This is a genomic window from Mesorhizobium sp. B2-3-11 (assembly GCF_006442215.1).
In the GTDB taxonomy this organism is placed as follows: Bacteria; Pseudomonadota; Alphaproteobacteria; order Rhizobiales; family Rhizobiaceae; genus Mesorhizobium; species Mesorhizobium salmacidum.
The window spans coordinates 1-25,413 of record NZ_VFVS01000015.1 but is presented as its reverse complement, the minus strand read 5'-3'; the positions used below and the strand labels follow the sequence as shown (position 1 = coordinate 25,413).

Here is a 25,413-nt window from a genome sequence, read left to right as displayed (position 1 = left end):
GCGCAAAAGGCTTCCTAAAGCTCCCGCGTGGGAGGATCAGGTCGACGCGCCTGTCCAAATTCAAGGCAGTGCAGCGGATCGGCCTCATCATGCTACTTGCAGCGAGGCATTCCGATGAGCAGCAACATTCACCCAAAGACACGCAAGCCCTCCGACAAGGATTTGAAGCAGAATCCCGGAATTGGCGCCTCCAGGGGCACGATCAAGGGTGGCAATCTTCTCGACGAGGACGAGGAACTGGACGGCGAGAACACTTTCAAGGGAGATGTCGATAACGACACCACGCCGCAAGGCGGGGTCAATCCCCGGCAGACCGGGCGAACCAACGAATAGGAGCCTGGCACGACCGGCGTCGGACGTGCAGAGGATCGCCCTGATTGGAGGCTGTCATGCTGGATTTCGAACACGCCAGGCATCGGATGGTGGAGGCGCACATCGCGCGCCGCGGTGTGAATGACAAGCGGGTTCTGAATGCGTTGCGCCGGGTCGCGCGGGAGCAATTTGTCGACGAGGGTTTTGAGGAATTCGCCTATGAGGACAGCCCGCTGCCGATCGGCAGCGGACAGACGATCTCCCAACCCTTCATCGTGGCGAAAATGGCTGAGATGGCCGAGATCGAGGCGACCGATCGCGTGCTGGAAATCGGCACCGGCTCGGGCTACGCGGCAGCCGTACTGGCCGAACTTGCTGAACACGTTTTCACCGTCGAGCGGCATCGATCGCTCGCGCAACAGGCGGAACGGCGGCTCAATGCCGCCGGTTACCGAAACATCGAAGTCAGGGTCGGCGACGGCACGAAAGGCTGGCAGGAAAAGGCACCCTTCGACGCTATCGTCGTCGCGGCCGCCGCCAAGTCCATTCCCCTCGGCTTGCAGGAGCAGTTGGAGATCGGCGGCAGGCTGATCATTCCGGTCGGTGAGGACCCTTACTCGCAGCGCCTCGTTCGCCTCACGCGGATTGCGGCAAACAAGTTCGAGGAGGAGGATCTCGGTGGTGTCATGTTCGTGCCGCTGATCGGCGAGCATGGCGGGCACGAGGAAAACGCGCCGTCGGCGCGCGAGATACGCCCTCCTCCATTGCCGCGGCAAATCGCGCGGGCGGCCGAAGATTTGCCGCCGATCGACGATCCGGCCTTCGGCGCAATGTTCGACCGGTTCGGCAGCCGGCGCGTCGTCCTGCTCGGGGAAGCCAGCCACGGCACTTCGGAATTCTATCGTGCCCGGGCGGCTGTCACCCGACGCCTCCTCCAGCGACACGGGTTCACCATCGTGGCCGTCGAGGCGGACTGGCCGGATGCAGCACAGATCAACCGGTATGTGCGCGCAGAGGAACGGCAGTCGAAGGCGCAGCCGTTCTTCCAGCGCTTCCCGACCTGGATGTGGCGCAACACCGAGGTGTCCGAATTCATCGGCTGGCTACGCAACTACAATCGGGACCTGCCCGATCACGCGAAGGCAGGCTTCTACGGACTCGATCTCTACAATATGAGCGGCTCGATCGCCACGGTGCTTGCCTACCTAGACAAGGTCGATCCCGAAGCGGCCGCCGTAGCGCGCGAGCGCTATGGCTGTCTGATGCCCTGGCAGAACGAGCCCACCACCTACGGGCGCGCGGCGCTGCGGCCGGGCTACAGAACCTGCGAAGAGGCCGTGGTGAGACAGTGCATGGATCTGTTCGAGCGATCCATGGCCGAAGGTGACGGCGCTCTGCTCGACGCCAAACAGAGTGCACGTCTGGTCGCATCGGCCGAGCGGTACTACCGCGTAATGTATTATGGCGGCGCCGAGACCTGGAACCTCCGCGATCGGCACATGTTCGAAACGCTCGATCAGCTTCTCGAAGCGCATGGACCGGATTCGAAGGCCGTGGTGTGGGCGCATAACTCGCATATCGGCGACGCGCGGCATACCGACATGGGTATCGTCCGCGACGAGTTGAACATCGGCCAGCTCTGCCGGGAACGCTTCGGTGTGCGGACGGCGCTGATCGGTTTCGGAACAGATACCGGTACTGTCGCCTGTGCCTCGGATTGGGACGGTGAGATGGAGGTGAAGGACGTGAATCCTTCGCTGCCGAACAGCTTCGAGCGACTGTGTCACGACAGCGGCAAACCATCGTTCCTGCTGGATTTTGGGCACCATGGCCAGCTCGGCGACGATCTGGCGGCGCCGAGGCCGGAACGCTATATCGGCGTCATCTACCGGCCGGAGACCGAACGGCTCAGCCATTACATGGACTCGTCCGTCTCCCGCCAGTTCGACGCCTTCGTCTGGTTCGATCGAACGTCCGCTGTTACGCCGCTCAGCATGTCGGCCGACAGCACCGGCAAGGTACCGGATACATTTCCGTTCGGCATCTGAATGTCCGGAACTCGATGCCAGTGCATTGGCGGGTCAGACTGTCCTCAACCGCACGGCCTGCCGAAAGCGCCTGGCTCGTCCGGGCTTTTTCTCTGGAGCGGGCATCCGTTCACGTTCCCGTGATCGGCGAAACTGAAAGCGCTCGCGCGGCGTGACTGCTTGTGCGTTTCCAAAGGCTATCAATTCCGATCAGCCCTCACCCGGAGGAAGACCACATGCGCTCGCCCACATTCAGGACCATCGCCGTATCAGCTCTTGTCGCCGGCATGGCGATTTCCGCTCCCGCCTATGCCAAGAACCCTAATGTCGGCGGCGCGCCGATGTACGCCACCAAGAACATCGTCGAGAACGCGGTCAAGTCGAAGGACCACACGACGCTGGTCGCCGCCGTCAAAGCGGCCGGCCTGGTCGACACGCTGCAGGGCGCTGGCCCCTTCACCGTCTTTGCACCGACCAACGAAGCCTTCTCGGCACTGCCGAGCGGCACGGTCGACACGCTGCTGAAGCCCGAGAACAAGGACAAGCTCACCAAGGTGCTGACCGCACATGTCGTGGCCGGCAAGATTTCCGGCGCCGAGATGATGGAGAAGGCCAAGGCGATGGGCGGCAAATACGAGATGAAGACCGTCTCGGGCGACACGCTCACCGTCGAGATCAAGAAAGGCAAGCTCTACATCATGGACGAGTCCGGCGGCGAGGCGAAGGTGACGATCGCCGACGTAAACCAGTCGAACGGCGTCATCCACGTCGTCAACAAGGTTCTGTTGCCGAAGTAGCGGCTTCCGGCGAAAAGGGGCGCTGGCGGATCGTTGGGGCTTTCTCGGTCCGCCGTCCCCGCCTCATGACGAGGTGCCATGTTTCTTGGGAAGCCCTATCGGCGAGGCCGGGGTCCTGTCGTCCCTCGCGGGACCCCGGTTTCTTTTGCTCCCTGTGAGGACGGATTGGCCTCAGCGGCGGTCCACCTTCGACCGCTTCCACCGCCTCGACAGGCGCGCTGTCCAACCCGATCGTGATCCGCCGCGGCGACAAATCAGCTTGTCCGCCACGGAAGACTCGCTCCCCGGCCGATTGGTGCTATAGGGCGGATCACGCTATTTTGAGCAGGCGCCTCCGGTCACGGATGCGCCTCTCTGCCAGTTCCCGGACGAACCCACATGAACGGACCCAATCCCGGCATCAAGCACCCGATCCCGATGCACACGCGCGTCGGCTTCCTGAAACCGCTGGTGACAGTGCCGAATATCGAGATCGGCGACTTCACCTATTATGACGACCCGGACGGGCCGGACAAATTCGCCGAAAAATGCGTGCTGCATCACTATCCCTTCATCGGCGACAAGCTCATCATCGGCAAGTTCTGCGCCATCGCCGAAGGCGCACGCTTCATCATGAACGGCGCCAACCATGCCATGTCCGGCTTTTCGACCTATCCGTTCAACATTTTCGGTCATGGCTGGGAAAACGGTTTTGACCCGGCGACCTGGTCGAAGGAAGTGCGCGGCGATACCGTGGTCGGCAGCGATGTCTGGATCGGCATGGAGGCGGTGATCCTGCCTGGCGTGGAAATAGGCCATGGCGCCATCGTCGCCGCCAAATCGGTGGTGACGCACGATGTGCCGCCCTATGCGATCGTCGCCGGCAACGCGGCGAAAGTGGTCAAGATGCGTTTCGACGACAGGACGATCCGGCGGCTGCTGGCGGTGGCATGGTGGGATTGGCCGGTGGACAAGGTCGGCCGCAACCTCGACGCCATCAGGGGCGCCGATATCTCTCTTCTGGAGGCAGCAGCTTGAACGTTCCCAACAGCACCGCGATCGGCACCGACCTGTTCACGCGCGGGTGGATCTTCATCCGTGGTGTGCCGGCCATGAAGTTCCTGCCGCCGGAAGGGCCGCCCGAAATCGCCTTTGCCGGCCGCTCCAATGTCGGCAAGTCGTCGCTGATCAATGCCCTGGTCAACCAGAAGGGGCTGGCGCGCACCTCCAACACGCCAGGGCGCACGCAGGAGCTCAACTATTTCGTGCCGGACGGGTTTTCCGGCGAGGGCGCCGACCTGCCGCCAATGGCGCTGGTCGACATGCCGGGCTACGGCTACGCCACGGCGCCCAAGGAGAAGGTCGACGAGTGGACCAAGCTGGTCTTCGATTATCTCAAGGGCCGGGTCACGCTGAAGCGGGTCTACGTGCTGATCGATGCCCGCCACGGCATCAAGGCCAAGGACGACGAGGTGCTGTCGCTGCTCGACAAGGCGGCGGTGTCCTACCAGATCGTGCTGACCAAGACCGACAAGATCAAGGCCGCCGGCGTGCCGCGGCTGATCGAGGAGACGCTGGCCAAGATCAAGAAGCGGCCGGCGGCGTTTCCGTTCGTGCTGGCGACCTCATCGGAAAAAGGCGAAGGTCTCGAGGAACTGCAGGCCGCGATCGTGCTTGCGGCCAATGGCGGCTAGTCATCCTACGCGATCCGTTGACCGCGCCCTGGCAATCCGTCAACATCGCAATGCCGTTCGAGGGCAACCGGATGCGTATCGTTTTTCGTTGTGATCCCGCGCTTGCCGAAATGCTGCCTCGGCCGGTTCCCGCGCGCGGCGTCCTGCCCGACTGGCTCCGCAAGATGCCTCCGAGAGCCTATTCGGAAATCCATGGGCGAGAGATCAGGACGGTAAAACAGTGTCCGCCCTTCGTCGATGCCATGACGCATGGCTTCATGATCCTGCTGCCATGCGACGTGACCGTTGAGAACGGGGCCTTTGAATGGCGGTGGGACATCGCCGAGCCGTCAACGAAGGGCCACCCGCGTTCGCCGCTCAGCTTCCATGTCGCTGAACAGCTCGCCGGCGCACCGTTATCGAATGGGCTGGCGGCCATAAAATTCAACAGTTTCTGGACGATCGAGCTGGAGGAAGGCTGGTCCCTCTTCGCCACCCATCCGGTCAACCGCGATGATCTTCCTTTCCGCCTGGTGACTGGTGTGGTCGATTCAGATCACTTCCAGGACGCCGGCATCAATTTCCCGGCGATTTGGACCGACCAGGGTTTCTCCGGCGTGCTGGCGAAGGGCACACCGATTGCGCAATGCTTTCCCGTGCCGCGCGCCGCGCCCGAACTTGTCTTCGAAAGCTTCGATGCCGTGCGCAAAGCCTCCTATGAAAAAACCGTCGCCGATGTTCTTGCCGAACCCGGCGTCTACCGGAAGCAGTTTCGCGTAAAGCGCGCCCGCTAACCTGCAAGCAAGCCCTTCAACGTTTCGCGATCGATCCAAAGCTTGCCGTGCGGCGCTGACGTCAGGGCCATCGCGATGATGCCGAAGGTTGTGGCGCGCTGCTCGTAGGCCGCTCGATAGGCCTCCATCGCGGCGCCCATATCGCCCGTCTCCTGCAGCGCCACCCCCAGATTGACCGCCGCCTCGGCGTTGTCGGGGCGTATCTCCAGCGCTTTGCGATAGGCGGCCGCTGCCCCCACATGATCATGCAGATCCTGCCTGACAAGGGCGAGATCGAACCACGCCGATGCAGGCGCGTCTCCCTTTACGGCCCGCTCCAGCAAAGGTGCCGCATCGGCGGGCATTCCCTCCTCGAACAGCATGCGGCCCAAACGCGCTGCCGCCTCCGCCGACAAGGGATCGGCAAGTGTCACCTGTCGCCATGCCTCGAGCGCCTGGGTCCGATCGCCTGTCTCATCGAGCGTTCGCGCCCGCTCGATGAGCACAGCGGCACCAGGCGCCAATTCGGCCGCGCGTGAGAAATGGAACAGCGCTTGGTCAAAATCCCGTGCCGCCCGCGCCAAGCGGCCTGCGAGCAATTGAGCGGACGCGTTGTCAGCCCGGATCGCCAGACTTGCCTGAATATGGGAGCGGGCTCCCGAAATCTCTCCCTTGGCGAAAAGAACGGCGGCCATGAGGTGGTTGAGGGCAGGGTCGTCCGCCCCCTGGCGAAGAGCCTCCTCGCAAAGCAGCCGTGCCTGCTCGTGGCGACCGGCGTTGAAGTCCGCCACGATGCGTCGCATCTCATTCTGGAGCTTCGGAACGCCCATCCCGATCTGCCTTCACACTCGCGAACGAGAACCATTCCCGCGGAATGATCGGTTCTACCCACATCCAGACGTCGACGCTCAGCGCCTTGAGGTCAAGCCGGCTTCCGCAAAAAAATGGACGGCCGTTTCGGAGAGTCCTGTCAGGACGAATGTAAGGTCTTTTCTTCCTCTGCCAGCCTTTCGGTGCCGTAGGCTTTCAGGAACATGTCGACGCCGGACCTGACGATGTGGTCGATCTCGTCCTGGGTCGGGGCCTTCGTTCGGTAGGCGAAGATGCACTGCCGGAAAAGACCGGCCAGGCACAATTCGGTGAACTGATAGGCGGCGAGGTCGACATCTTCGATCTCGAGCAGGCCGCGCTCGATGGCGGCATTGAGGAATGTCACGACCTTGTCATGGCCGCGCTTGGGCCCGCGTTCGTAAAATCGGGCCCCCATGTCCGGTATCCTGTCGGAGGCGCCGATAACCGTACGCTGCGCCTGGATGACCCTGGCCGAGGTGATCTTCATGGACAGCACCTTGCCGAACTTGATCAGCGTCTGGCGCAGGTCGTCGGCGCGTTCGAGCATGTCGTACATGTTCTTGAAGATGGTGCCGCGCTCTTCCTCGATCAGCGCCTCGAACAGCTCTTCCTTGTTGGCGAAATAGACATAGATCGTGCCCTTGGAGACGCCGGCCTCGCGCGTGATGTCGTTCATCGAGGCGGCCTCGAAGCCCTTTTCAATGAAGACACGACGGGCGCCGTCGATGATCTGGCTGCGCTTGACCGGGTCCTGTCCAGCCGCCGGCCGGCCGCGGCGCAGACCTTCCAGCAGGTCCTCGCACGCGTCGATGTCGGCGTTGCCCACGATCTCACCCATATAAGTCGCACCTCGAAATAATTCGAACCAACCGGTTCGATTGCCTCTTGATATGGTCCTCTTTACGCGCTATGTCAACGGCCGGATCGAACCGAACGGTTCAGTATTATAACACTAGAGAGATGTCATGTCCTCGAACACGCCCGCCACCGCCGAAGTCCGTCCTTTCCCAAACGCCAAGGTTGCCCCGGCGACGGAAGCACCCGATGTGCATGTCCAGCCGGCAGTCGCACCGCCGCCGGAGGCTGAAGCTCCGGCCAAGAACAAGCGCTCGGTACGCTCTTTCCTGCTGCCGATCATCGGCCTTGCCCTCTTGAGCGGCGGCGCCTGGTACGGCTATGACTACTGGACCACCGGTCGCTTCATGATCTCGACTGACGATGCTTATGTCCAAGTCGACATGTCGTTTGTCTCGCCAAAAATTTCCGGCTATGTCGATCAGGTTCTGGTCAGCGAGAACCAGCAGGTGAAGGCCGGCGATCCGCTGCTGACGATCGATGCCGGCGATTACAAGATCGCCGTTGCCCAGGCCGAGGCGCAGATCGCCACACTGGCCAAGACGCTCGACCGCATCGACGCGCAGACCAAGGCCGCGCAGGCCTCCCTGCAGCAGGCACAGGCGCAGAAGGTCGCCGACCAGGCCGCCGCTGACAATGCCGGCCGTGCCCAGCAGCGCGCCGCGCAACTGGTCAAGACGCATGTCGGCACGCAGGCACAGCTGGACGACGCCCAGACCGCGCTCGACCAAGCCAAGGCCGCGCTCGTCGGCGCCGATGCGCAGATCGCCGCCGCGCAGGCCAATATCGGCGTACTCGAGGCGCAGCGCGCAGAATCCGCCAGCACACTGGCATCGCTGCAGCTCGGCCGCGACAAGGCCGCGCGCGATCTCTCCTTCACCGTGCTCAAGGCGCCGTATGACGGCGTCGTCGGCAACCGCTCCGTCGAACAGGGCGATCTGGTCAGCCCCGGCCAGAAGCTCGCCGTGGTCGTGCCGATGGACAAGCTCTATATCGTCGCCAATTTCAAGGAGACGCAGCTTGCGCGGCTCGTGCCTGGCGAAAAGGTCAACATCTCGGTCGACGCCATTGATGGCCACCCCATCCAGGGGACCGTCTCCTCGCTGGCGCCGGCGTCAGGCGCGGTGTTCTCGCTGCTGCCGCCGGAAAACGCGACCGGCAACTTCACCAAGGTGGTGCAGCGCGTGCCGGTCCGCATCGAGGTGCCGGCCGACGCGCTGAAAACCGGCAAGCTGCGCGCCGGCTTGAGCGTCGTCGTCGCCGTCGACAGCCGCACCGCGCCTGCCGCGACCAGTAACTAATCGCTTTTCGGAGGGCGGCTTGGTGGCTGATTGAAGCACCGAGCCGCCCGGCCTGCCTCAAGGAGGCTCAGGACATGGCAACCGCAACCATCACCGCAGGATCGCCGCCGGCGATACCCGCCGCGCCCGACACCATCTCGACCCGACGCGTCATCGCCTTCCTGGCGATGGTGTTCGGCATGTTCATGGCGATCCTGGATATCCAGATCGTCTCGGCCTCGCTGGCCGAGATCCAGGCCGGCCTCAGCGCCAGCTCCGACGAGATACCGTGGGTGCAGACGGCCTACTTGATCGCCGAGGTGGTCATGATCCCGCTGTCGGGCTTCCTCAGCCGGATGCTGTCCACGCGCGTGCTGTTCACCGTCGCGGCCGCCGGCTTCACCGCGGCCAGCGCCCTTGCCGCGACCGCCACCAACATCGACCAGATGATCGTCTACCGCGCCGTGCAGGGTTTCATCGGCGGCGGCATGATCCCGAGTGTCTTTGCAGCGGCCTTCACCATCTTCCCGCCCTCGCGCCGCGCCATCGTCTCGCCGATGATCGGCCTGGTGGCGACGCTGGCGCCGACCATCGGCCCGACCGTCGGCGGCTATATCAGCCACGCCTTTTCATGGCACTGGCTGTTCCTGGTCAATGTCGTGCCCGGCATTCTGGTCGCGACCGCGGCCTGGTCGCTGATCGATTTCGACAGGCCCAATCTCAAGCTGTTCTCGAAGTTCGACTGGTGGGGCCTCGCCGGCATGGCCGCCTTCCTCGGCTGCATGGAATATGTGCTCGAGGAGGGTCCGAACAACGACTGGCTGCAGGACCAGGCCGTGTTCATCTGCGCAATCGTCATGACTATCGGGGCGGTGATCTTTTTCTGGCGCGTCTTCACGGCCGAGGAACCGATCGTCGACCTCAAAGCCTTCAGCAACATCAATTTCGCCTTCGGCTCGCTGTTTTCCTTCGTCATCGGCATCGGCCTCTATGGCCTGACCTATCTCTACCCGGTCTTCCTCGGACGCATCCGCGGCTACGATTCGATGATGATCGGCGAAGCGCTGTTCGTCAGCGGTCTGGCCATGTTCTTCACCGCGCCCATCTCCGGCATCCTGTCGAGCAAGATGGATCTGCGGCTGATGATGATGATCGGCCTGTTCGGCTTCGCCACCGGAACCTGGTGGATGACGCACCTGACCGCGGACTGGGATTTCTACGAGCTGCTCATCCCGCAGATCCTGCGCGGCTGCTCGATGATGCTGTGCATGGTGCCGATCAACAATATCGCACTCGGCACCTTGCCGCCGGACCGGTTGAAGAACGCGTCCGGACTGTTCAACCTCACCCGCAACCTTGGCGGCGCGGTCGGTCTTGCCATCATCAACACCGTGCTGATCGATCGCAATGCCTTCCACTATGCCCGGCTCTCCGAGCATGTGCAGTGGGGCAGTGCCGCCGCGCAGACCAAGCTGCAGAACATGACGCTCAATTTCGAGCAGACCACCGGCCTGGATGCCACAAGCGCGGCGATCTCCAAGCTGTCGGGCATGGTCCACCAGCAGGCGGCGCTCCTGTCTTTCATGGATGTGTTCTATCTGCTGACCGTACTGTTCGGGACGCTGGGCTTCTTCACCATGCTGATCAGGAAGCCGGGCGCGCCCGGTGGTGGCGGCGGCGGGCACTGAAGCAAAGAAAAAGTGGGCAGCGGTTTCGGGAAGCTCCTCCAGTCCACGCCCGAAAAGCTCTGACCACGCAAAAAACTCCGGGCCGCAAAGCCCGGAGTTTTTTATTGCCTTGATATCGTCAGGCGGTCGCCGGCTTGAAGGTCAGCGCCACGCCATTGATGCAGTGGCGCAAGCCGGTCGGCGCCGGACCGTCGTCGAAGACATGGCCGAGATGGCCGCCGCAGCGGCGGCAATGCACTTCGGTGCGGGTCATGCCCAGCGACCGGTCCTCGGTCTTGCCGATGCCATTGGCGATCTCCTGCCAGAAGCTCGGCCAGCCGGTGCCGGAATCGAATTTCGTCTCCGATGGGTAGACCGGCAGGTCGCAGCCGGCGCAGGCGAAGATGCCCTTGCGGTGTTCGTTGAGCAGCGGGCTGGTGCCTGGATACTCGGTGCCTTCCTTGCGCAGCACGTCGAAGGCGGCCGGCGACAGGATGGCTTTCCATTCGTCGTCTGTCTTGGTGATCTCGAATTTCTCGGCGGCTTGTGCGGCCTGCGGGCTGCCCATGCGCAGCATCGTTGCCGCGGCCCCTAGGACGCCGATAGCGGCGGCACCACTCAAAAGAAAGTCGCGACGGTTCATGACCAGTTCCTCCTGTCGTCTGTTTTGCCAAACTATGCCGCCGCCCGAAAGTCAAAAGCCGGTGACGGTTGCCCCCAAAACGAGACTCCGCGCCGTACACGGTTGACCGTGGGCGGCACGGAGCATTCGTGTCGATTGCGGAGCAGGGGAGCGAGACGACGCGATCGACGGAGGGCTCTTGCAGCGGGTTCGTCCGCGGCAAGCTCCTTGTTACATTTTCGGCTCCATCACGTTTTCGGGAGCAGAACCCTGCCCGAACGGGTCGATCAGATGCCCTTCAAATCGCCTGCGGCGACGACGGGGCCGGTCGGCTGGCCGGTCGGCGAGCCTCCGGCAGGCTCAAGGCTGACGGCCAGCACGGCGCCCCGCGCGAGTTTCTGCTGCACCGCCGGCGCAACGGTCACATGCGCGGTCTGGCCGGCCGCGATGACGCCCATCGAGACCGGAGCATTCTTGCCCTCGATCATCCACAGCTCGAAGTCCTTGCCGGCGGCGCGCTCGCCGGAGACGAGAGAGAGACCGACATCGTGGCGGGCAGCATCGTAGACGGCCAGATATTTGACGTCGCTGCCCTCGGCCGCAAGCGAGGCGACAAGGCGCGTCTGCGGCTGTGCGGCCGGTGGGTTGAGGTAGGGGACGGCGATGTAGAGCGCCAGAGCAGCGACAGCCGCCGCCGCAAGGCCGCGCCAGAAGGCGAGGCTGGACCACAGGCCGGCGGGTGCTTGAGGTGACGTAGCCGATGTCGACGAGAACAGCCGGCGATCGATCGCCGGCTTCACCGAAGCCGGCGGCTCGATTTCCGGATAGGCTGCGGCCAGCGACGACAGGCGAACTTCCCAATCGTCGACGAGCCGCGCGAAATCGGCTTCGGAATCGATGCGCCTGGATGCTATCTGCCGCTCTTCCGCCGACAGAACGCCAAGAACGTATTCGGCGGCGAACAGGTCGTCGCCCCCACGTTCCGGTCCGTTGTCCTCTGCCAGCGTCATCTTTCCAGACATTCTCTGAGTTTCATCAGGCTGCGGCGCAGCCAGGTACGCATCGTATTCAACGGCACGCCGTGGCGTTCCGCCAGTTCGGCATAGCTTTCGCCCTTGAGGTAAGCACCGCGGACGGCCGCCGCCCGGTCCGTTTCCAATTCATCGAGACAGTGGTGGATGCGTCCGAATTCATCGCCCGCCACCGCCATCGCTTCAGGTCCCGGCGCCGGATCGGCCACCTCGAGCGCAGCTTCTATATCGACGGCAGGCTTGCGCCGCGCCCTGATGCGATCGATCGCATGATTGCGCGCGATTGCCACCAGCCAGGAGATCGGGCTCAGATCGGAGACAGCAAAACGGTCCGCCTTCGTCCAAATCTTGACGAAGACTTCCTGCAGCGCTTCTTCCGCATCTCCCCGGTCGTTCAATACACGAAGGCAAACGCCGAAAAGTTTCGCACTGGTCTGCCGGTAGAGCAGGTCGAATGCGGCCCGATCCTTCATCGAAGTCCGGACGATCAGCTTAGTGATGTCCTGCGGCGTCATGCGCGCCAAATTAGGCAAAAGCGTTGTATTTGCAACGACGGAAATATTCCGCGCCCCTAAAGTTTGGGCGTCCGCACACGTGCCTCGGGGCAGTGTCCCAGTTTGAAATTCAAAATTGGCAATCGCATTTGAGGCGATGACTCCGACATGCTAGGCTTTTAGCGGAAAGCAACGGAGATTTGTCATGGGGTTGGTGGTCGCCAAACCTGAGGATGTCGCACCTGCCTTTGCCGATGCTTGGAACAGACATGACATGGACGACTTCGCAGCGTTGTTTGCCGACGACGCTAATTTTGTCAATGTCGTGGGCATCCGGTGGAAGAACCGCACCGAGATCGAAAGGGCGCACCGCGCAACTCATGAAACCATCTTTCGTGACAGCCGATTGGAGGGTGTTATCTCGTCGGTTGTTGAATTATCCTCCGGCCTTGCATCTGTGCACTATACATGGATCCTGACCGGCGCATCCACTCCGGACGGCTCATCCGCCGGAACACGAGAAGGCATTCTGCTTCTGGTTGTGAAGGAAGAACAATCGGGCTGGCGGATAAAGGTTGCCCAGAACACCGACATCGTTCCGGGGGCGATTGCTCCCCCTCCCACCGCTAGAAGATAGCCGTCTTACAAAAAGTCGCCGCTCAAATTCCAAACTGAGACACTATTGGCCTGGATTGCCAAGGGAATCGCCGCTGGCTAGCTTGGCGGACGTGGGGGGAGCGCGCATGTCGGTCGAACGGATCCTGTGGGAAGAAGACGCAACCGGTCTTGCCGGTCTGGTGCGCAAGGGTGAACTGTCGGCGATCGAGTTGACCGACGCGGCGATCGCCCGTGCCGAGGCCACCCGCCCCGAAATCAATGCAACGGCAGAGCCGCTCTATGAGTCCGCACGGACCCGCGCGAAGAGCATCGACCGTTCCTTGCCGCTGGCCGGCGTGCCCTTTGCCATCAAGGATCTCGGCATCGCCATCAAAGGGGTGCCGTCGCATGGCGGCAGCCGCATTCCGGCCTGGGTGCCCGATTTCAACTCGGTGATGACCGAGCGCTATCTCGCGGCCGGGCTGATCCCGATCGTCACCTCGACGTCGCCCGAGCACGGGCTGCGGCTGATGACCGAATCCAAAGCCTTCGGCATCACCCGCAATCCCTGGAATACCGGCCACACCACCGGCGGCTCGTCGGGCGGTTCGGCAGCGCTGGTCGCCGCCGGCGTCGTGCCGGTGGCGCACGCCTCGGATGGCGGCGGCTCGATCCGCGTGCCGTCGGCCTGCAGCGGGCTTGTCGGCCTCAAGACCTCGCGCGGCCGCATCCCGCTGTCGCCGCTGGTGAGCGAAAGCTGGTACGGCATGGTCGTCGATCACGCCGTCACCCGCTCGGTGCGCGACTGCGCACTGCTGCTCGACCTCACCCATGGTCCAGACACGCTGGCGCCCTATGCCGCGCTGCCGCCAAAGGGCACATTCGCTGCGGCTGCCGCGCGCGATCCCGGCAAGCTCAGGCTGGCGGTGTACCGCAAGTCGCCGCTTGGCCTGCCGATTTCGGCCGAGACGCTCAGGGCGCTCGACATTGCCGTGGCGCTCGCCCGTGAAGGCGGCCATTCGGTCGAGGACATCGAGCTGCCCTTCATCGGCCGTGATTTCTTCGCCGACTTCTGCACCACGGTCGCCTCCGCCGTCGCCGGCTCGTTGCGGTCCGAAGCGCTGCGCGTCGGCCGTTCCGTGACGGGCGACATAGAGCGCGCCACGCGGGTGCTCGGCCGGTTGGGCGAAATGGTCTCGGCCGGCGAGACCTATGCCGGCCTGCAGCGGCTGCACGCCGCCTCGCGGCAACTGATCGAGGAGACCGCGCGCTATGATGCGGTGCTGATGCCTGTCATCGCGCACCCGCCGCTCGCCTGCGGTGCCATGGATCCCAAAAGCGCCGATGAACTGATCGAAAACCTGCTCGACAAGCTTCACCTCACCTCCTTGCTCAAGATCAAACCTCTGTTCGGCCAGCTGATGGACAAGAGCCTTTGGTTCACGCATTGGCCCGCGATCCACAATGTCAGCGGCCAGCCGTCGATCGCGCTCCCCGTCCATGTCACGGATGCCGGCCTGCCGCTCGGCATCCAGGCCGCCGGCCGTCCGGGTGACGAGGAAACGCTTTTGTCGCTCGCCGCGCAGATGGAGAAAATCTCGGGCTGGCTGAAGCGGCGGGCGCCGCTGATGGTGCCGAGCTCAGGTCGTGACCCTCACATATAACTCGTTGATAAGCAGCCTTTGATCTCCCCCCGGCTTTAATATCTCATATATTTGGTAAACACAGCTAACTATGGTTTTGGAGCGCTCGTTGCCGGAGTTGAGCTTTATTCTGGACGATCTGACTGCCGCGACGGAATTTGTACGCAGTCTCAATCGAAAGATCGTTCGTCAGAGGTTTTCCGCCAGTGGCACCTGGAATCCAGACCGCGTCGTTCTTGCCGTCAGCTCTGGCCAGATCGTTGCAATGGCGGATTGTGTCATCAGTGACGATGGGCGCGCGGCAAACGGGAGTCTGCTCGCCCATCCCAACTCCGGCGCGTATGCTGTTACTGCACTCCTGCACCTGAAGCAGCTAGTGTCGGTTGAATGCTGGCAGTCAACGCTCCGTGTACCGACACCTGCCACTATCTCCATCTCCCGCCGATACTTCGATGAGACGTTTGACCAAGCCGCCTGGGAAATCTCAAATGAACTCATGCGGCTACACGGGCCGCAACATCATTTGCAGCCAGTGCCGATCGTGGCATCGGCTTCTCTCCTAAGGACTTACGCCATTCCGCCGCTCCACCGTCTGGATGCGGCATCGAGGTCTCAGCTTCTCGCCGCTGCGGCCAATCCCGCAGTCGCAGCGATTCGTACGCCGGCCGGTCATGTTTTAGATTCCCGGGGACTGATGGCGGTGGCATTCGAATTGTCAAACTTACCGATGCAGGCGAGGCAGCACGTATCACGACTAATGTTGCTAGGCACAGCGGCAGCTCATGGCCACACTTGCGATATGAGATTGTTTCAAAAATTGGTTCGGCCCGACGCGATGGCCACCTTCGCCGAAGGCGTACGGCTAGCCCATGCATCAGACAATCAGGTTGGTGGAATATTTACTTTCGAACCGCGCCAACGGGACCTCGTCGCGTCGTTCTTAGAGAAAGTCGCGACCAAATCTCTGCCATCGGCACTGACCTAAATAGAACCGATTTCGGCATTGTGACCGCAAAGCCATTTGCGACCCGTGGCAATTCCCGCTAAGAGGCCGCCACACCCTTTACCAGCCAGGGAACCACGCCGATGACGGACGTCGCCGCCACCGCCGAAATGCAGGCCGCCCTCTTGTCGCGGGCGCTGCCCTATATGCAGCGCTACGAGCACAAGACGGTCGTGGTGAAATATGGCGGCCATGCCATGGGCGATCTCGAACTCGGCAAGGCCTTCGCGCGCGACATCGCGCTGCTCAAGCAGTCCGGCGTCAATCCGATCGTCGTCCATGGCGGCGGACCGCAGATCGGCGCCATGCTGGCCAAGATGGGCATCGAATCCAAGTTCGAGGGCGGCCTGCGCGTCACCGACCAGAAGACGGTCGAGATCGTCGAGATGGTGCTGGCCGGGTCGATCAACAAGGAGATCGTCGCGCTGATCAACGCCGAGGGCGAATGGGCGATCGGCCTGTGCGGCAAGGACGGCAACATGGTGTTCGCCGAAAAGGCGCGCAAGACGATGATCGACCCCGATTCCAACATCGAGCGCGTGCTCGATCTCGGCTTCGTCGGCGAACCGGTCGAGGTCGACCGTACGTTGCTCGACCTTCTGGCACGCTCCGAAATGATCCCGGTGCTGGCGCCGGTGGCGCCCGGCCGCGACGGTCACACCTACAACATCAACGCCGACACTTTCGCCGGCGCCATTGCCGGTGCCTGCAAGGCCTCGCGCCTCCTGTTCCTCACCGACGTGCCGGGCGTGCTCGACAAGGACAAGAAGCTGATCGACGAGCTGACGGTCGCCGAGGCCAGGGCGCTGATCAAGGACGGCACGGTCTCGGGCGGCATGATCCCAAAGGTCGAGACCTGCATCGAGGCCATTGAGCGCGGCGTCGAAGGCGTCGTCATCCTCAACGGCAAGACGCCGCATTCGGTGCTGCTGGAACTTTTCACCGAACACGGCGCCGGCACACTGATCGTGCCCTGATATTTTGCCCTTCGGCGCCTGGCGTCCTCAGTCCGGCAGAGCGGCGACGGCCACGATCTCGATGACGAGATCGGGATGCGCAAGTGCTGCAACCCCGATCACCTCCGATGGCGGCGGATTGTTGTAGCTGCAGTGCTTCGGGCAGTGCTCGGCGAAGAATTCGTCCATGACGTCCAGCCGGAAGTTGGGCGAGCTCAGCGCGCCGCCGTCTGGAAACGGCCCTTTGACGTACTGTGTGATCTTGACGAGATATTCGAGCGAACTGCCGAGTTCTTCCAGGTCCGATTTGATGTTCTCCAATATGGATCGCCATTGCGTCGCCGCGTCGCCAACGGCGCCACCCTTGCCGCTCGACGGGTCATAGTTCTCTGCCGTGCCCGTATTGCCGGCAAGGAAGACATATCCCTTGGCGCCGGTCACGACGGTGCCTTTGCCCCAAGGCATAAGCCGGCCGCCTTTCATCTGCTTATGCGTGACAAGGTCCATCGCTTCCTCCTGCCAGTCACCACCGTCCGATCGCTGGAAATTAGCGCGTGCACCGCTGGCGGCCAGGGCGGGACGGGTCAGGCCGGCGGCTGCGAGATGCGAAAGGCACGCTGCTCGGGCGCCACATGCAGCACGGCGGCAGGCACCGTTGCAGGTCTCTTCGACGGACGCTGGAAGACCATCGATTCCTCCTCGGCGTCCTGCGGCGCGCCCCAGAATTCGGCGAGCGTCGGGCCGCCTTTCACCCGGCGGTCTGTCACCAGAAAACCCCAGACTTCGCGGAACCAGACGCGGCGGCCCATTTTTGTGTACCAGCGCATCGAATGCCGCTGCTCGGGGTCGGGATGGAACAGGATGCGCGCCAGCGCCTTCGGCCGCGACTGCACCGCCAGTTCGATCAGCTTGACCGAAAAGAACAGCATCCACGGCTTGAGCCGGTTCATGTGCAGCACCTGGTGCTTGTAGTCCCACAGGCGGGCGTCCCTTTGGATGATCCTGCGGTCGCGAGCGATGCGGAAGAACGGCGTCCACCGATGCGGTGTCACATAGAGCGCCTGGATCTGGTCTGGGTCATAAGCGATGAGTTGGCGAAAGCCGCGCCAGAGATCGCGGAACCCCTCATCCTCGAAGCCGGCCACCCAGGTCGCCATCGACAGGATGCCGTGCCTTCGCAGCAGCCGTATCGCCTCGCGATCGGACGAGGTGCTGCCGCCCTTGCGGATCAATTGCAAGGTCTGCTCGTCGGTGTTTTCCATCCCGAGCAACCAGCGGATGACGCCGGCCTTGCGGTAAAGGTGCAGCATGTCGGCGTCGCGCACGATGTCGTCGGCGCGAGTCGAACCGACGATCAGCACCGGCACGTCCTCGGCGATCATCGCCTCCAGGAAAGCGCGCCAGGCCTTCTTCGAGACGGTCGGGTTCTCGTCGGCGAGGTTGATCAGCTCGACGCCGTGCTGGCGGTGCAGCCAGGCGATCTCCTTGGCGAACTTGACGGGGTCGCGATGCCGCCAGCGGGTCCAGAAACCGCGCTGGCCGCAATAGTTGCACAGATGCGGGCAGCCGCGCGAAAACTGCATGACCACGGCGCGCTTGCCGCCCCAGTAACTGTATCTGCGGTGGTCGATCAGTTCCCAACCGACGCGGTAGGCGTCGAGGTCGGCGATGGTCATCGCCGCTTGAGTGGCGAAAGGACGATTGAGATCGTCGCGATAGGCGATGCCGGCAACGCTTGCCGGCGGCTGGCGCATTTCCATCGCCTCGACCAGCGCCACCACGGTCGCCTCGCCCTCGCCGCACACGATGAAGTCGAAAACGTCCGTTTCGGCGAGGATGTCGCGCCAGTGATAGGTCGGGAACACGCCGCCGTAGAGGATGATCGTCGCCGGTTCGCGCGCCTTGATCATCCCCGCGATCAACAAGGCGGTCGGGTGCGCCGAGGTCGATCCGGAATGGCCGATCAGGACGAAGTCGGGGCAGTCCTTCAGGGCTTCCGCGACGACCGAGGCGAGCGGCATCGGCCCGAACTCGGCATCGACGAGCCGCACCTCGTGGCCGGCGTCTATCAGCGGGCCGCCGATCGCCAGAAGACCAAGCGGCGGCAAATGATCGTCGGGCACGCGGCTGCCGATGGCTGTGTGCGGCGGATTGATCAGGACGATGTTCATGGCGGACCTCCAGGGAGTTGGTCCGCGCATGCTGGCCGGCGATAGTGCCGCCCGATTGGCCCGTTTCAGCAGTTTGCTTGCAGCTTTTCCGCAAAAACGAGGAATAGCATCAGCGTCTGAGATGCGCGAGCGGCACGTGGCCGGGTCCCTTGATGTTCTGCAGCACCAGTTGCGTGTGGACGTCGCGCACGCCGTCGAGTCGCATCAGCCGGTGCATGACGAAGGCGTTGAGCTCGTCGACCGACGGCACCATGACATGCAGCAGGAAGTCATGGTCGCCGGTCATCGTCCAGCACGACGACACCTCGTCCATGCGCTGCACCGCGGCGATGAAGCTTTCGGGCGAGCCGTCGCTATGGCTAACGAGGCGCACCTGGATGAACACCTCGACCATCAATCCGACCGCGCGGCGGCTAATCATTGCGGCAAATCCCTTGATGATGCCGGCTTCCTGCAACGCTTCGAAGCGCCGCGCGCAGGGCGTGGTGGAGAGGCCGATCTCCTGCGCCAGCTCGGAGACGGGCTTGCGCCCGTCGCGTTGCAGGACATCGAGCATCCTGATTTCGAAATCGTCGAATTGAGGCATTTTTACTCCTCTCATGCGGATTATGAGTGAATGTTATCCCGAATATGGCGAGCGGTCCATCATCAAAACCGATTTGCCTCGGCAGATCCGGTTACGCTCCGCGTACGTTAGCCATTGATGCTTTGCGAGGAGAAAAACCATGACGACGATGAGCGTTGCCGAATATGCCCGCGACTGCGCGGCGCAGGGGTTGCGTGGTGACTACTCGGTATGCCGCGCCGATTTTACCGTGGCGCAGGGTTATGACTATTCGGCCGAGGAGCAGGCGGTGTGGCGCACGCTGTGCGACCGCCAGACCAAATTGACGCGCAAGCTCGCCCACCACTCCTACCTCGATGGCGTCGAGAAGCTCGGCCTTCTCGATCGCATCCCCGATTTCGAGGACGTCAGCGCCAAGCTGCGCAAGCTGACCGGCTGGGAAATAGTCGCCGTGCCCGGCCTCATTCCGGCCGCCCCCTTCTTCGATCACCTCGCCAACCGCCGCTTCCCGGTCACCAACTGGCTGCGCACCAGGCAGGAACTCGATTACATCGTCGAGCCGGACATGTTCCATGACTTCTTCGGCCATGTGCCGGTGCTGTCGCAGCCGGTGTTCGCCGACTTCATGCAGATGTATGGCAAGAAGGCCGGCGACATCATCGCGCTCGGCGGCGACGAGATGATCACCCGGCTCTACTGGTACACGGCCGAATACGGCCTGATGCAGGAGGCTGGCCAGCCGCTGAAGGCGTTTGGCGCCGGGCTGATGTCATCGTTTACCGAGTTGCAGTTCGCGGTCGAGAGCACGGAGGCCCACCATGTGCCGTTCGACCTGGAGACGGTGATGCGCACCGGCTACGAGATCGACAAATTCCAGCGCGCCTATTTCGTATTGCCGTCCTTCGACGCCTTGCGCGATGCCTTCCAGACCGCGGATTTCGAGGCGATCGTCGCGCGCGGCAAGGGCCAGCCGGCGCTCGATCCGGCGACGGTCTAGTCCGACTGCATGGCGGCCCCGGCTGGCGGAGCGTTCTCCTCCGCCGCCGGGACATCCCGCCACCTCCTACAATGCGTAGATGGTCCGGTTGAACTTCGTCTCCATCACCACATGGGAAGCGGTTTTGATGACGCCGCCGATTTCATTCAGCGCATTCACCTCCCGGTTCAGCTTCTCGAGCGTCTCGGCGGCAAGGTGGATGATCAGGTCCCATTCGCCGGTTATGGCGTAGACCGCCTGGATCGAAGGCATCGCCTTGATCTTTCTGGAGACGTCCGGATAGCTCTTGTTGTTCAGGGCGGCGAGCGTGAAACAGTGGACGGCGTTCTGGGCCGCCGCCTTGGTCAGCCGCACGGTATAGCCTTCGATGATGCCGCCGGCCTCCAGCTTCTGGATCCGCTCCTGCAACGCTGTCCGCGATACGCCGAGCTGACGTGCCAGTGACGCGACCGGCTCACGCGCATTCTTCTGCATCAGCGCGAGCAGCTGACGATCCTTCTCGGTCAATTCCACAAACAAATCCTCTCGCTCGATCCGCGCTGCAACCATCACACCCGCCGCGCGATCCTATCGGCTGAACAGCCCCCGCGACAATCCGGAAGACGGGCCGGCGCGGACGGAACAAAGCGAACATATCCGGCACTTTGCCGCCTCAAGGCACGCAATGACTGCGCGACCGCCATTATCCCGCATTTCGCCGGGTAGAACCCTTCCTTTTGCGACCTGACTGTCTGGGAACACAAACGCCGGTCCATCAGGGGAACCAGCTTCGGCTGTGGTGGGCACAAACCGAAACCGGTCCACGTTGAAGCTGTGGCTGAAAGCGCTGAGATCCGACGTCAAGCATCCTATCAGTTTCAACCACAAGGGAGGGATAACTTTGAAAAAGCTACTCGATTTAGCCGTTCTTGCCGCCGCGACATTCGCGATCACAACGGCTGCCATGGCGGGGGAAACCCTGGACCGCGTCACGTCGAAAAAGGCGATGGTCATCGCCACCAACGCGGCCTGGCCACCACAGAGCTTTCTCAACGACAGCAACGAACTCGCCGGTTTCGACATCGATGTCTCGCGCGAGATCGGCAAGCGGCTTGGCGTCGAGGTCTCGTTCGAAACGCCCGATTGGGCGACGCTGACCGGCGGGCGCTGGCAGGGACGCTACGACCTCGGCGTCGGGTCGGTCACGCCGACGAAAGCCCGTTCCAAGGTGATCGACTTTGTCGGCATCTATTATTACAGCCCCTATGTCTACGTCCTGCACAAGGACAGCGGCGCGAAATCGGTCGCCGATCTCAACGGCAAGATCATCGGCGTCGAGACGGCCACCACCTCGGAGGATTTCATCCGCCGCAAGCTCGAAATCGACGCACCCGGCCTGGCTCCCATCGAATACAAGCTCGAGCCGGGCGAGATCCGCACCTATGCGGATTCCATGCTTCCCTTCGATGACCTGCGGCTTGGCGACGGCGTGCGCCTGAACGCCGTGATTGCCCCGGAGCAGACGGCGCAGAATGCCATCAAGAACGGCTATCCCGTGAAGATCCTGGAAGGCGAGTACGCCTTCCGCGAGCCGCTCGTCGTCATCGCCGAGAAGAAGGATCCCGAGTGGACCGCAAAGGTCGCGGGCATCATCACCGGGATGAAGACGGACGGCACGCTCGCCGCACTGACCACGAAGTGGTACGGCAAGGACTACAGCGCCAAGTAAAGTCATTCCGCCGGCTGTCCCTGGGCAGCCGGCGGCGTCACCAAACGCATGCCCCTCACCGCAAAGTCATCGATGGCCTATCCGGACACCTATTACGCCCGCACTCTGACCGACCGGAAGACGAGGCCTCCGCTGCAAGGCGAGGCGCAATGTGACGTGGCCGTCGTCGGCGCCGGACTGGCCGGGCTGACGACAGCGCTGCAGCTGGCGCGCGCCGGACTGCACGTCGCCGTGCTGGAAGCCCAGGTCGTCGGTTTCGGCGCTTCGGGCCGCAATGGCGGTTTCGTCACGCCCGGCTTCGCCACCGGCGGCGGCAATATCGCCGCACGGGTCGGCGGGGAGGCGGCGCGCGACCTGCATCGGCTGTCGATCGAAGGCGTGGAATTCGTGCGCGACACCATCGAGACGCTCGGAATATCGGCCGCCCTGCCGCGTGCCGGCCTGCTCAGCGTCTTGCGCTATGACGACGGCGATGCGCTGAAGGCCTATGCCGACCAGATGGCCCGCGACCATGGCTATGAACTTCAGTATCTCGATAGAGAAGACGTCCGTGCGGTGCTGAAGTCCGTCCGTTACCACCAGGGCCTGCGCGACCCGAACGCCTTTCACATCCATCCGCTGAACTATCTGCGTTGCCTGGCTGACGAGATCGAGCGCCTGGGTGGCAAAATCCATGAAAGCTCGGAGGTCGTAGAATGCGATCTCTCGGGGTCGCAAAAGATGCTTCGCACCAGACAGGGCACGCTTCGGGCACCCCAGATCGTGCTCGCGACCGGCGGCTACACCGGCCCGGTGTTCGGCCAGCTCTACCGCGCCTTTCTGGCCATCGCGACCTATGTGATGGTTTCCGAGGCGGCTCCCCGCCTCATTGCGCAAGCCGTCGCCACCACGGATGCCGTCGGTGACAACAGGCGGGCCGGTGACTATTATCGCCTGGTCGAGGGCGGCAATCGCCTTTTGTGGGGCGGGCGCATCACCACGCGCGCCGCTTCCGCCGACGCGCTGGCGCACGAGTTGCGCCGTGAGATGGTCGGCACCTACCCGCAGCTTGCAGGTCTCAGGACCGAGCTGGCCTGGTCCGGGCTGATGTCCTACGCCCGGCATCTGATGCCCCAGATCGGAGAGCTGCGCTCCGGCGTCTGGTACTGCACCGCTTTCGGTGGCCATGGCCTCAACACCACGGCGATTGCCGGAAAAATTGTCGCGGAGGGCATTCTGGGCGTTTCCGACCGGTACCGGCAGTTCGCGCCGTTCGGACTGAGCTGGGCCGGCGGCGCCGCCGGCCTGGCCGCCGCGCAGCTCACCTACTGGAAACTGCAGGCGCAGGACTGGTGGCGGGAACGCCGCGCCACCGCCAAGGACAAGGTGACGGCATGATCGGCAGGCTGATGCTCTCCTATCCAGGGCTTGTTCGCCACGCGGCGGCGGCGCTTTTTCCGGCGCTGCTGGCCGCGGCCCTCTACGCCATGGGTATCAAGTCGAGCTGGATCGGCTCGTTGATGCCGCTTGCATCCGACTGGTTGCATGCCAACCCAGCCCTGTCGCGCGCCCTCTCGGCCGTGTTGATCGCGCTCTTGGTGCTGGTGAACTGCAAGCTGCTGCTGCTCCTGCCCCGACGCCAGCAGATCGCCGGCGTCTGGATCGAGCTGTTCGCGCTGCTGATGCTGTTCTTCTATTCCTTCGACCTCTCCTTTGCCTTCATCGCCAGGAAGGTCGGCTTCCTGATCACCCAGGGCGTCACCACGACGCTTTACATTTCGGCGATCTCGATCCTTATCGCGACCTTGATCGCGCTGGTCGGCGCCATCGCCAAACTGACTGGCAACGGCATCGTTTACGGACTGGCCACCTTCTACACGTCGCTGTTTCGTGGCCTGCCGTTGCTGATGCAGATCTACATCATCTATCTCGGCCTGCCGCAGGTCGGCTACGTGATCGGCGCGGTGCCGGCTGGCATCGTGGCGCTGTCGCTGTGTTATGGCGCCTACATGACCGAGATCTTCCGCGCCGGCATCGAAAGCATTCCGCGCGGCCAAAGCGAAGGCGCAACGGCGCTCGGCCTGAGTCCGGGCCAGACCATGGCGCTGGTCATCCTGCCGCAGGCCATGCGCGTCATCATTCCGCCGACCGGCAACCAGTTCATCGCCATGTTGAAGGATTCCTCGCTGGTATCGGTCGTCGGCGTCTGGGAGATCATGTATCTCGCCCGCACGATGGGTCAGACGGAGTTCCGTCACATCGAGATGCTGATCACCGCCTCGATGATCTACTGGGTCCTATCGATCGCGCTAGAATTCGGCCAAGCCTATCTCGAACGGCGCTTCGGCCGATCGGAACGCTAGGCGGTTGACGATTCAAATCGGCGCGGTTGCGGCGCCTCGGCCTTCAGCCGCACAAGCTGGTCGCGTTGCAGATCGAGCGCGGCGGTGACGAAGCGCCGAATGGTGGCAAGCTCGGCGTCGCTGAATGAGGCAATGACCTTCTCGCCTTCCCGCGCGATGGCGCCGTAATATCGCGCCGACAGCTCCCGTGTTGCCTCCGTTGCCTCGATGACCACTTTGCGCCTGTCCTCGAGGCTACGCGTGCGCGTCAACAGGCCGCGCGCCTCCAGCCGATCGATCAGCGCCGTCACCGCTGCCGGTGTCAGCCCGGTCGCGGTCGCGATCGCACCGGCCGATTGCGGGCCGCCATGGAGCAGGCCGATGCAATGGCGCTCAGCCATGTTGAGGCCGAGTCTCGCCCCCACCGCCTCGTCATAGGCCTGCGTCGCGTCCTGCCACTGCATGATGGCAAGGCCGATCGCGGTGGCCAGTTCGGTGCGATCTCCGCTTGACGAATTTGTTTCGATCATCTAATTATCAATCCGTCTAACATTTAGACTGTTATAGCAATATGCGGCCGCGGCTTGCTGTAGGCAAGGGTCGGCCGCCAACGAGGAGTGGAAAATGAGCCCGATCCAACAACATGCGCCTCTCTCGCATGAGGAAGAGTTCAAATATGCCAAGCTGGCGATGGAATGGTACGGCTGGGGCTCGCCCATCGGCGTCGGCATCCTGCTGGTGTCGCTGGCAGCCGCCGCCGTACTGATGCGCATCGCCGTCTACGGCCTGTAATGATGGCTGTCGCCGCCACCGAGGCATTGCCAGTCGCCATCATTGGCGCCGGCGTCGCCGGGCTGGCTCTTGCGCCATGCTTCGTCGGCAAACAGTTGGCGTCTGCCTACTCGAGGCACGATCGCGCGAAGCCTCTAGCGAAGGTGCGTTCTCACCCTGGCGCCCACCATTGAGGACGCCGTGTTGTGGCCGCCTGCCTCGTTGCGACGGCCGACGGGCATTAGAGCGTTTCATCGCTTGATTGAATCGGAAGGGATTCCCGGTCGGTCGGATTTGTGATTCAAGATGCTGGCTGGAT

27 protein-coding genes are annotated in these 25,413 nt (G+C 63.0%); 17 read left to right on the top strand and 10 right to left on the bottom strand.

All coding sequences use genetic code 11. From position 1 onward, the window contains the following. Positions 1 to 114 precede the first annotated feature (114 nt). From FJ960_RS19970 to FJ960_RS19945, 6 genes are all read left to right on the top strand, one after another. Positions 115 to 333, top strand: a complete 219-nt coding sequence (locus FJ960_RS19970; RefSeq protein WP_140716266.1) for a hypothetical protein — start codon at positions 115 to 117, stop codon at positions 331 to 333. 56 nt (positions 334 to 389) lie between these two features. Further along, the gene (locus FJ960_RS19965) at positions 390 to 2,360 is read left to right on the top strand and encodes a protein-L-isoaspartate(D-aspartate) O-methyltransferase (RefSeq protein ID WP_140716264.1); all 1,971 of its coding nucleotides are present in this window, start codon (positions 390 to 392) and stop codon (positions 2,358 to 2,360) included. A 215-nt stretch (positions 2,361 to 2,575) separates the two neighbouring features. Further along, positions 2,576 to 3,136 (top strand): fasciclin domain-containing protein, encoded by a 561-nt coding sequence (locus FJ960_RS19960; RefSeq protein ID WP_140716262.1) that lies wholly within the window; start codon positions 2,576 to 2,578, stop codon positions 3,134 to 3,136. Between the two features lie 378 nt (positions 3,137 to 3,514). Beyond that, on the top strand, positions 3,515 to 4,153 hold the full coding sequence (locus tag FJ960_RS19955; RefSeq protein WP_140716260.1) for a CatB-related O-acetyltransferase: 639 nt from the start codon (positions 3,515 to 3,517) through the stop codon (positions 4,151 to 4,153). Next, positions 4,150 to 4,809 carry a ribosome biogenesis GTP-binding protein YihA/YsxC gene (gene yihA / locus FJ960_RS19950; RefSeq protein WP_027143852.1) on the top strand — a complete coding sequence of 220 codons (660 nt, stop codon included), beginning with the start codon at positions 4,150 to 4,152 and terminating at the stop codon, positions 4,807 to 4,809. Before FJ960_RS19955 ends, yihA begins: the two co-directional genes overlap by 4 nt. 257 nt (positions 4,810 to 5,066) lie before the next feature. Beyond that, a complete protein-coding gene (locus FJ960_RS19945; protein ID WP_246672881.1) occupies positions 5,067 to 5,582 on the top strand; it encodes a hypothetical protein in 516 nt (171 codons plus the stop codon). Here FJ960_RS19945 and FJ960_RS19940 read toward each other — a convergent pair. Continuing rightward, a complete protein-coding gene (locus FJ960_RS19940; RefSeq protein ID WP_246672880.1) occupies positions 5,579 to 6,391 on the bottom strand; it encodes a tetratricopeptide repeat protein in 813 nt (270 codons plus the stop codon). The genes FJ960_RS19945 and FJ960_RS19940 overlap by 4 nt on opposite strands. A gap of 140 nt (positions 6,392 to 6,531) precedes the next feature. Continuing rightward, entirely contained in the window at positions 6,532 to 7,251 is a 720-nt protein-coding gene (locus FJ960_RS19935; protein WP_140508410.1) for a TetR/AcrR family transcriptional regulator, read from the bottom strand. A gap of 127 nt (positions 7,252 to 7,378) precedes the next feature. Here FJ960_RS19935 and FJ960_RS19930 point away from each other — a divergent pair, with 127 nt between their 5' ends. Both FJ960_RS19930 and FJ960_RS19925 read left to right on the top strand, forming a co-directional pair. Beyond that, entirely contained in the window at positions 7,379 to 8,569 is a 1,191-nt protein-coding gene (locus FJ960_RS19930) for an HlyD family secretion protein (RefSeq protein WP_140716256.1), read from the top strand. Positions 8,570 to 8,643: 74 nt separating this feature from the next. Then, positions 8,644 to 10,236, top strand: coding sequence for a DHA2 family efflux MFS transporter permease subunit (locus FJ960_RS19925; RefSeq protein ID WP_140716254.1), 1,593 nt, complete (start codon positions 8,644 to 8,646; stop codon positions 10,234 to 10,236). Positions 10,237 to 10,354: 118 nt separating this feature from the next. On the opposite strand, the gene msrB is transcribed toward FJ960_RS19925, so the two are convergent. The 3 genes from msrB to FJ960_RS19910 form a co-directional block, all read right to left on the bottom strand. Continuing rightward, on the bottom strand, positions 10,355 to 10,858 hold the full coding sequence (gene msrB, locus FJ960_RS19920) for a peptide-methionine (R)-S-oxide reductase MsrB (protein ID WP_140508404.1): 504 nt from the start codon (positions 10,856 to 10,858) through the stop codon (positions 10,355 to 10,357). Positions 10,859 to 11,124: 266 nt separating this feature from the next. After that, entirely contained in the window at positions 11,125 to 11,847 is a 723-nt protein-coding gene (locus FJ960_RS19915; RefSeq protein WP_140508442.1) for an anti-sigma factor, read from the bottom strand. Continuing rightward, positions 11,844 to 12,383 carry a sigma-70 family RNA polymerase sigma factor gene (locus FJ960_RS19910; protein ID WP_140716252.1) on the bottom strand — a complete coding sequence of 180 codons (540 nt, stop codon included), beginning with the start codon at positions 12,381 to 12,383 and terminating at the stop codon, positions 11,844 to 11,846. Before FJ960_RS19910 ends, FJ960_RS19915 begins: the two co-directional genes overlap by 4 nt. A 184-nt stretch (positions 12,384 to 12,567) precedes the next feature. Here FJ960_RS19910 and FJ960_RS19905 point away from each other — a divergent pair, with 184 nt between their 5' ends. The 4 genes from FJ960_RS19905 to argB all read left to right on the top strand — a co-directional run bounded on the left by FJ960_RS19905 (position 12,568) and on the right by argB (position 16,582). Continuing rightward, on the top strand, positions 12,568 to 12,999 hold the full coding sequence (locus FJ960_RS19905; RefSeq protein ID WP_140508403.1) for an SgcJ/EcaC family oxidoreductase: 432 nt from the start codon (positions 12,568 to 12,570) through the stop codon (positions 12,997 to 12,999). A 106-nt stretch (positions 13,000 to 13,105) separates the two neighbouring features. Then, positions 13,106 to 14,623 carry an amidase gene (locus FJ960_RS19900; RefSeq protein ID WP_140716250.1) on the top strand — a complete coding sequence of 506 codons (1,518 nt, stop codon included), beginning with the start codon at positions 13,106 to 13,108 and terminating at the stop codon, positions 14,621 to 14,623. A gap of 88 nt (positions 14,624 to 14,711) precedes the next feature. Further along, positions 14,712 to 15,587, top strand: a complete 876-nt coding sequence (locus FJ960_RS19895; protein ID WP_140716248.1) for a hypothetical protein — start codon at positions 14,712 to 14,714, stop codon at positions 15,585 to 15,587. Between the two features lie 101 nt (positions 15,588 to 15,688). Further along, the gene (argB, locus tag FJ960_RS19890) at positions 15,689 to 16,582 is read left to right on the top strand and encodes an acetylglutamate kinase (protein WP_027143840.1); all 894 of its coding nucleotides are present in this window, start codon (positions 15,689 to 15,691) and stop codon (positions 16,580 to 16,582) included. Positions 16,583 to 16,609: 27 nt separating this feature from the next. Here the strand turns inward: argB and FJ960_RS19885 are convergent, their stop codons facing one another. From FJ960_RS19885 to FJ960_RS19875, 3 genes are all read right to left on the bottom strand, one after another. Further along, positions 16,610 to 17,068, bottom strand: coding sequence for a RidA family protein (locus FJ960_RS19885; protein ID WP_140716246.1), 459 nt, complete (start codon positions 17,066 to 17,068; stop codon positions 16,610 to 16,612). Between the two features lie 77 nt (positions 17,069 to 17,145). Then, on the bottom strand, positions 17,146 to 18,732 hold the full coding sequence (gene bchE / locus FJ960_RS19880; RefSeq protein WP_140716244.1) for a magnesium-protoporphyrin IX monomethyl ester anaerobic oxidative cyclase: 1,587 nt from the start codon (positions 18,730 to 18,732) through the stop codon (positions 17,146 to 17,148). Between the two features lie 109 nt (positions 18,733 to 18,841). Next, positions 18,842 to 19,318 (bottom strand): Lrp/AsnC family transcriptional regulator, encoded by a 477-nt coding sequence (locus FJ960_RS19875; protein WP_027143838.1) that lies wholly within the window; start codon positions 19,316 to 19,318, stop codon positions 18,842 to 18,844. Between the two features lie 139 nt (positions 19,319 to 19,457). On the opposite strand from FJ960_RS19875, the gene phhA reads away from it, so the two are divergent. Beyond that, complete coding sequence (phhA, locus tag FJ960_RS19870) at positions 19,458 to 20,294, top strand: phenylalanine 4-monooxygenase (protein WP_140716242.1); 837 nt, start codon at positions 19,458 to 19,460, stop codon at positions 20,292 to 20,294. Positions 20,295 to 20,360: 66 nt separating this feature from the next. Here phhA and FJ960_RS19865 read toward each other — a convergent pair whose 3' ends face one another. After that, entirely contained in the window at positions 20,361 to 20,807 is a 447-nt protein-coding gene (locus FJ960_RS19865; RefSeq protein WP_198028776.1) for an Lrp/AsnC family transcriptional regulator, read from the bottom strand. A 430-nt stretch (positions 20,808 to 21,237) separates the two neighbouring features. On the opposite strand from FJ960_RS19865, the gene FJ960_RS19860 reads away from it, so the two are divergent. From FJ960_RS19860 to FJ960_RS19850, 3 genes are all read left to right on the top strand, one after another. Further along, complete coding sequence (locus FJ960_RS19860) at positions 21,238 to 22,002, top strand: transporter substrate-binding domain-containing protein (RefSeq protein ID WP_245262126.1); 765 nt, start codon at positions 21,238 to 21,240, stop codon at positions 22,000 to 22,002. Positions 22,003 to 22,074: 72 nt separating this feature from the next. Further along, positions 22,075 to 23,379 carry an FAD-binding oxidoreductase gene (locus FJ960_RS19855; RefSeq protein WP_140716412.1) on the top strand — a complete coding sequence of 435 codons (1,305 nt, stop codon included), beginning with the start codon at positions 22,075 to 22,077 and terminating at the stop codon, positions 23,377 to 23,379. Beyond that, entirely contained in the window at positions 23,376 to 24,344 is a 969-nt protein-coding gene (locus FJ960_RS19850; RefSeq protein ID WP_140716238.1) for an amino acid ABC transporter permease, read from the top strand. The genes FJ960_RS19855 and FJ960_RS19850 overlap by 4 nt, the downstream gene beginning before the upstream one ends. Here the strand turns inward: FJ960_RS19850 and FJ960_RS19845 are convergent. Continuing rightward, on the bottom strand, positions 24,341 to 24,853 hold the full coding sequence (locus FJ960_RS19845) for a MarR family transcriptional regulator (RefSeq protein WP_140716236.1): 513 nt from the start codon (positions 24,851 to 24,853) through the stop codon (positions 24,341 to 24,343). The genes FJ960_RS19850 and FJ960_RS19845 overlap by 4 nt on opposite strands. A gap of 94 nt (positions 24,854 to 24,947) precedes the next feature. On the opposite strand from FJ960_RS19845, the gene FJ960_RS29550 reads away from it, so the two are divergent. Further along, entirely contained in the window at positions 24,948 to 25,115 is a 168-nt protein-coding gene (locus FJ960_RS29550; RefSeq protein WP_181166567.1) for a hypothetical protein, read from the top strand. The last annotated feature ends 298 nt before the right edge of the window (positions 25,116 to 25,413 follow it).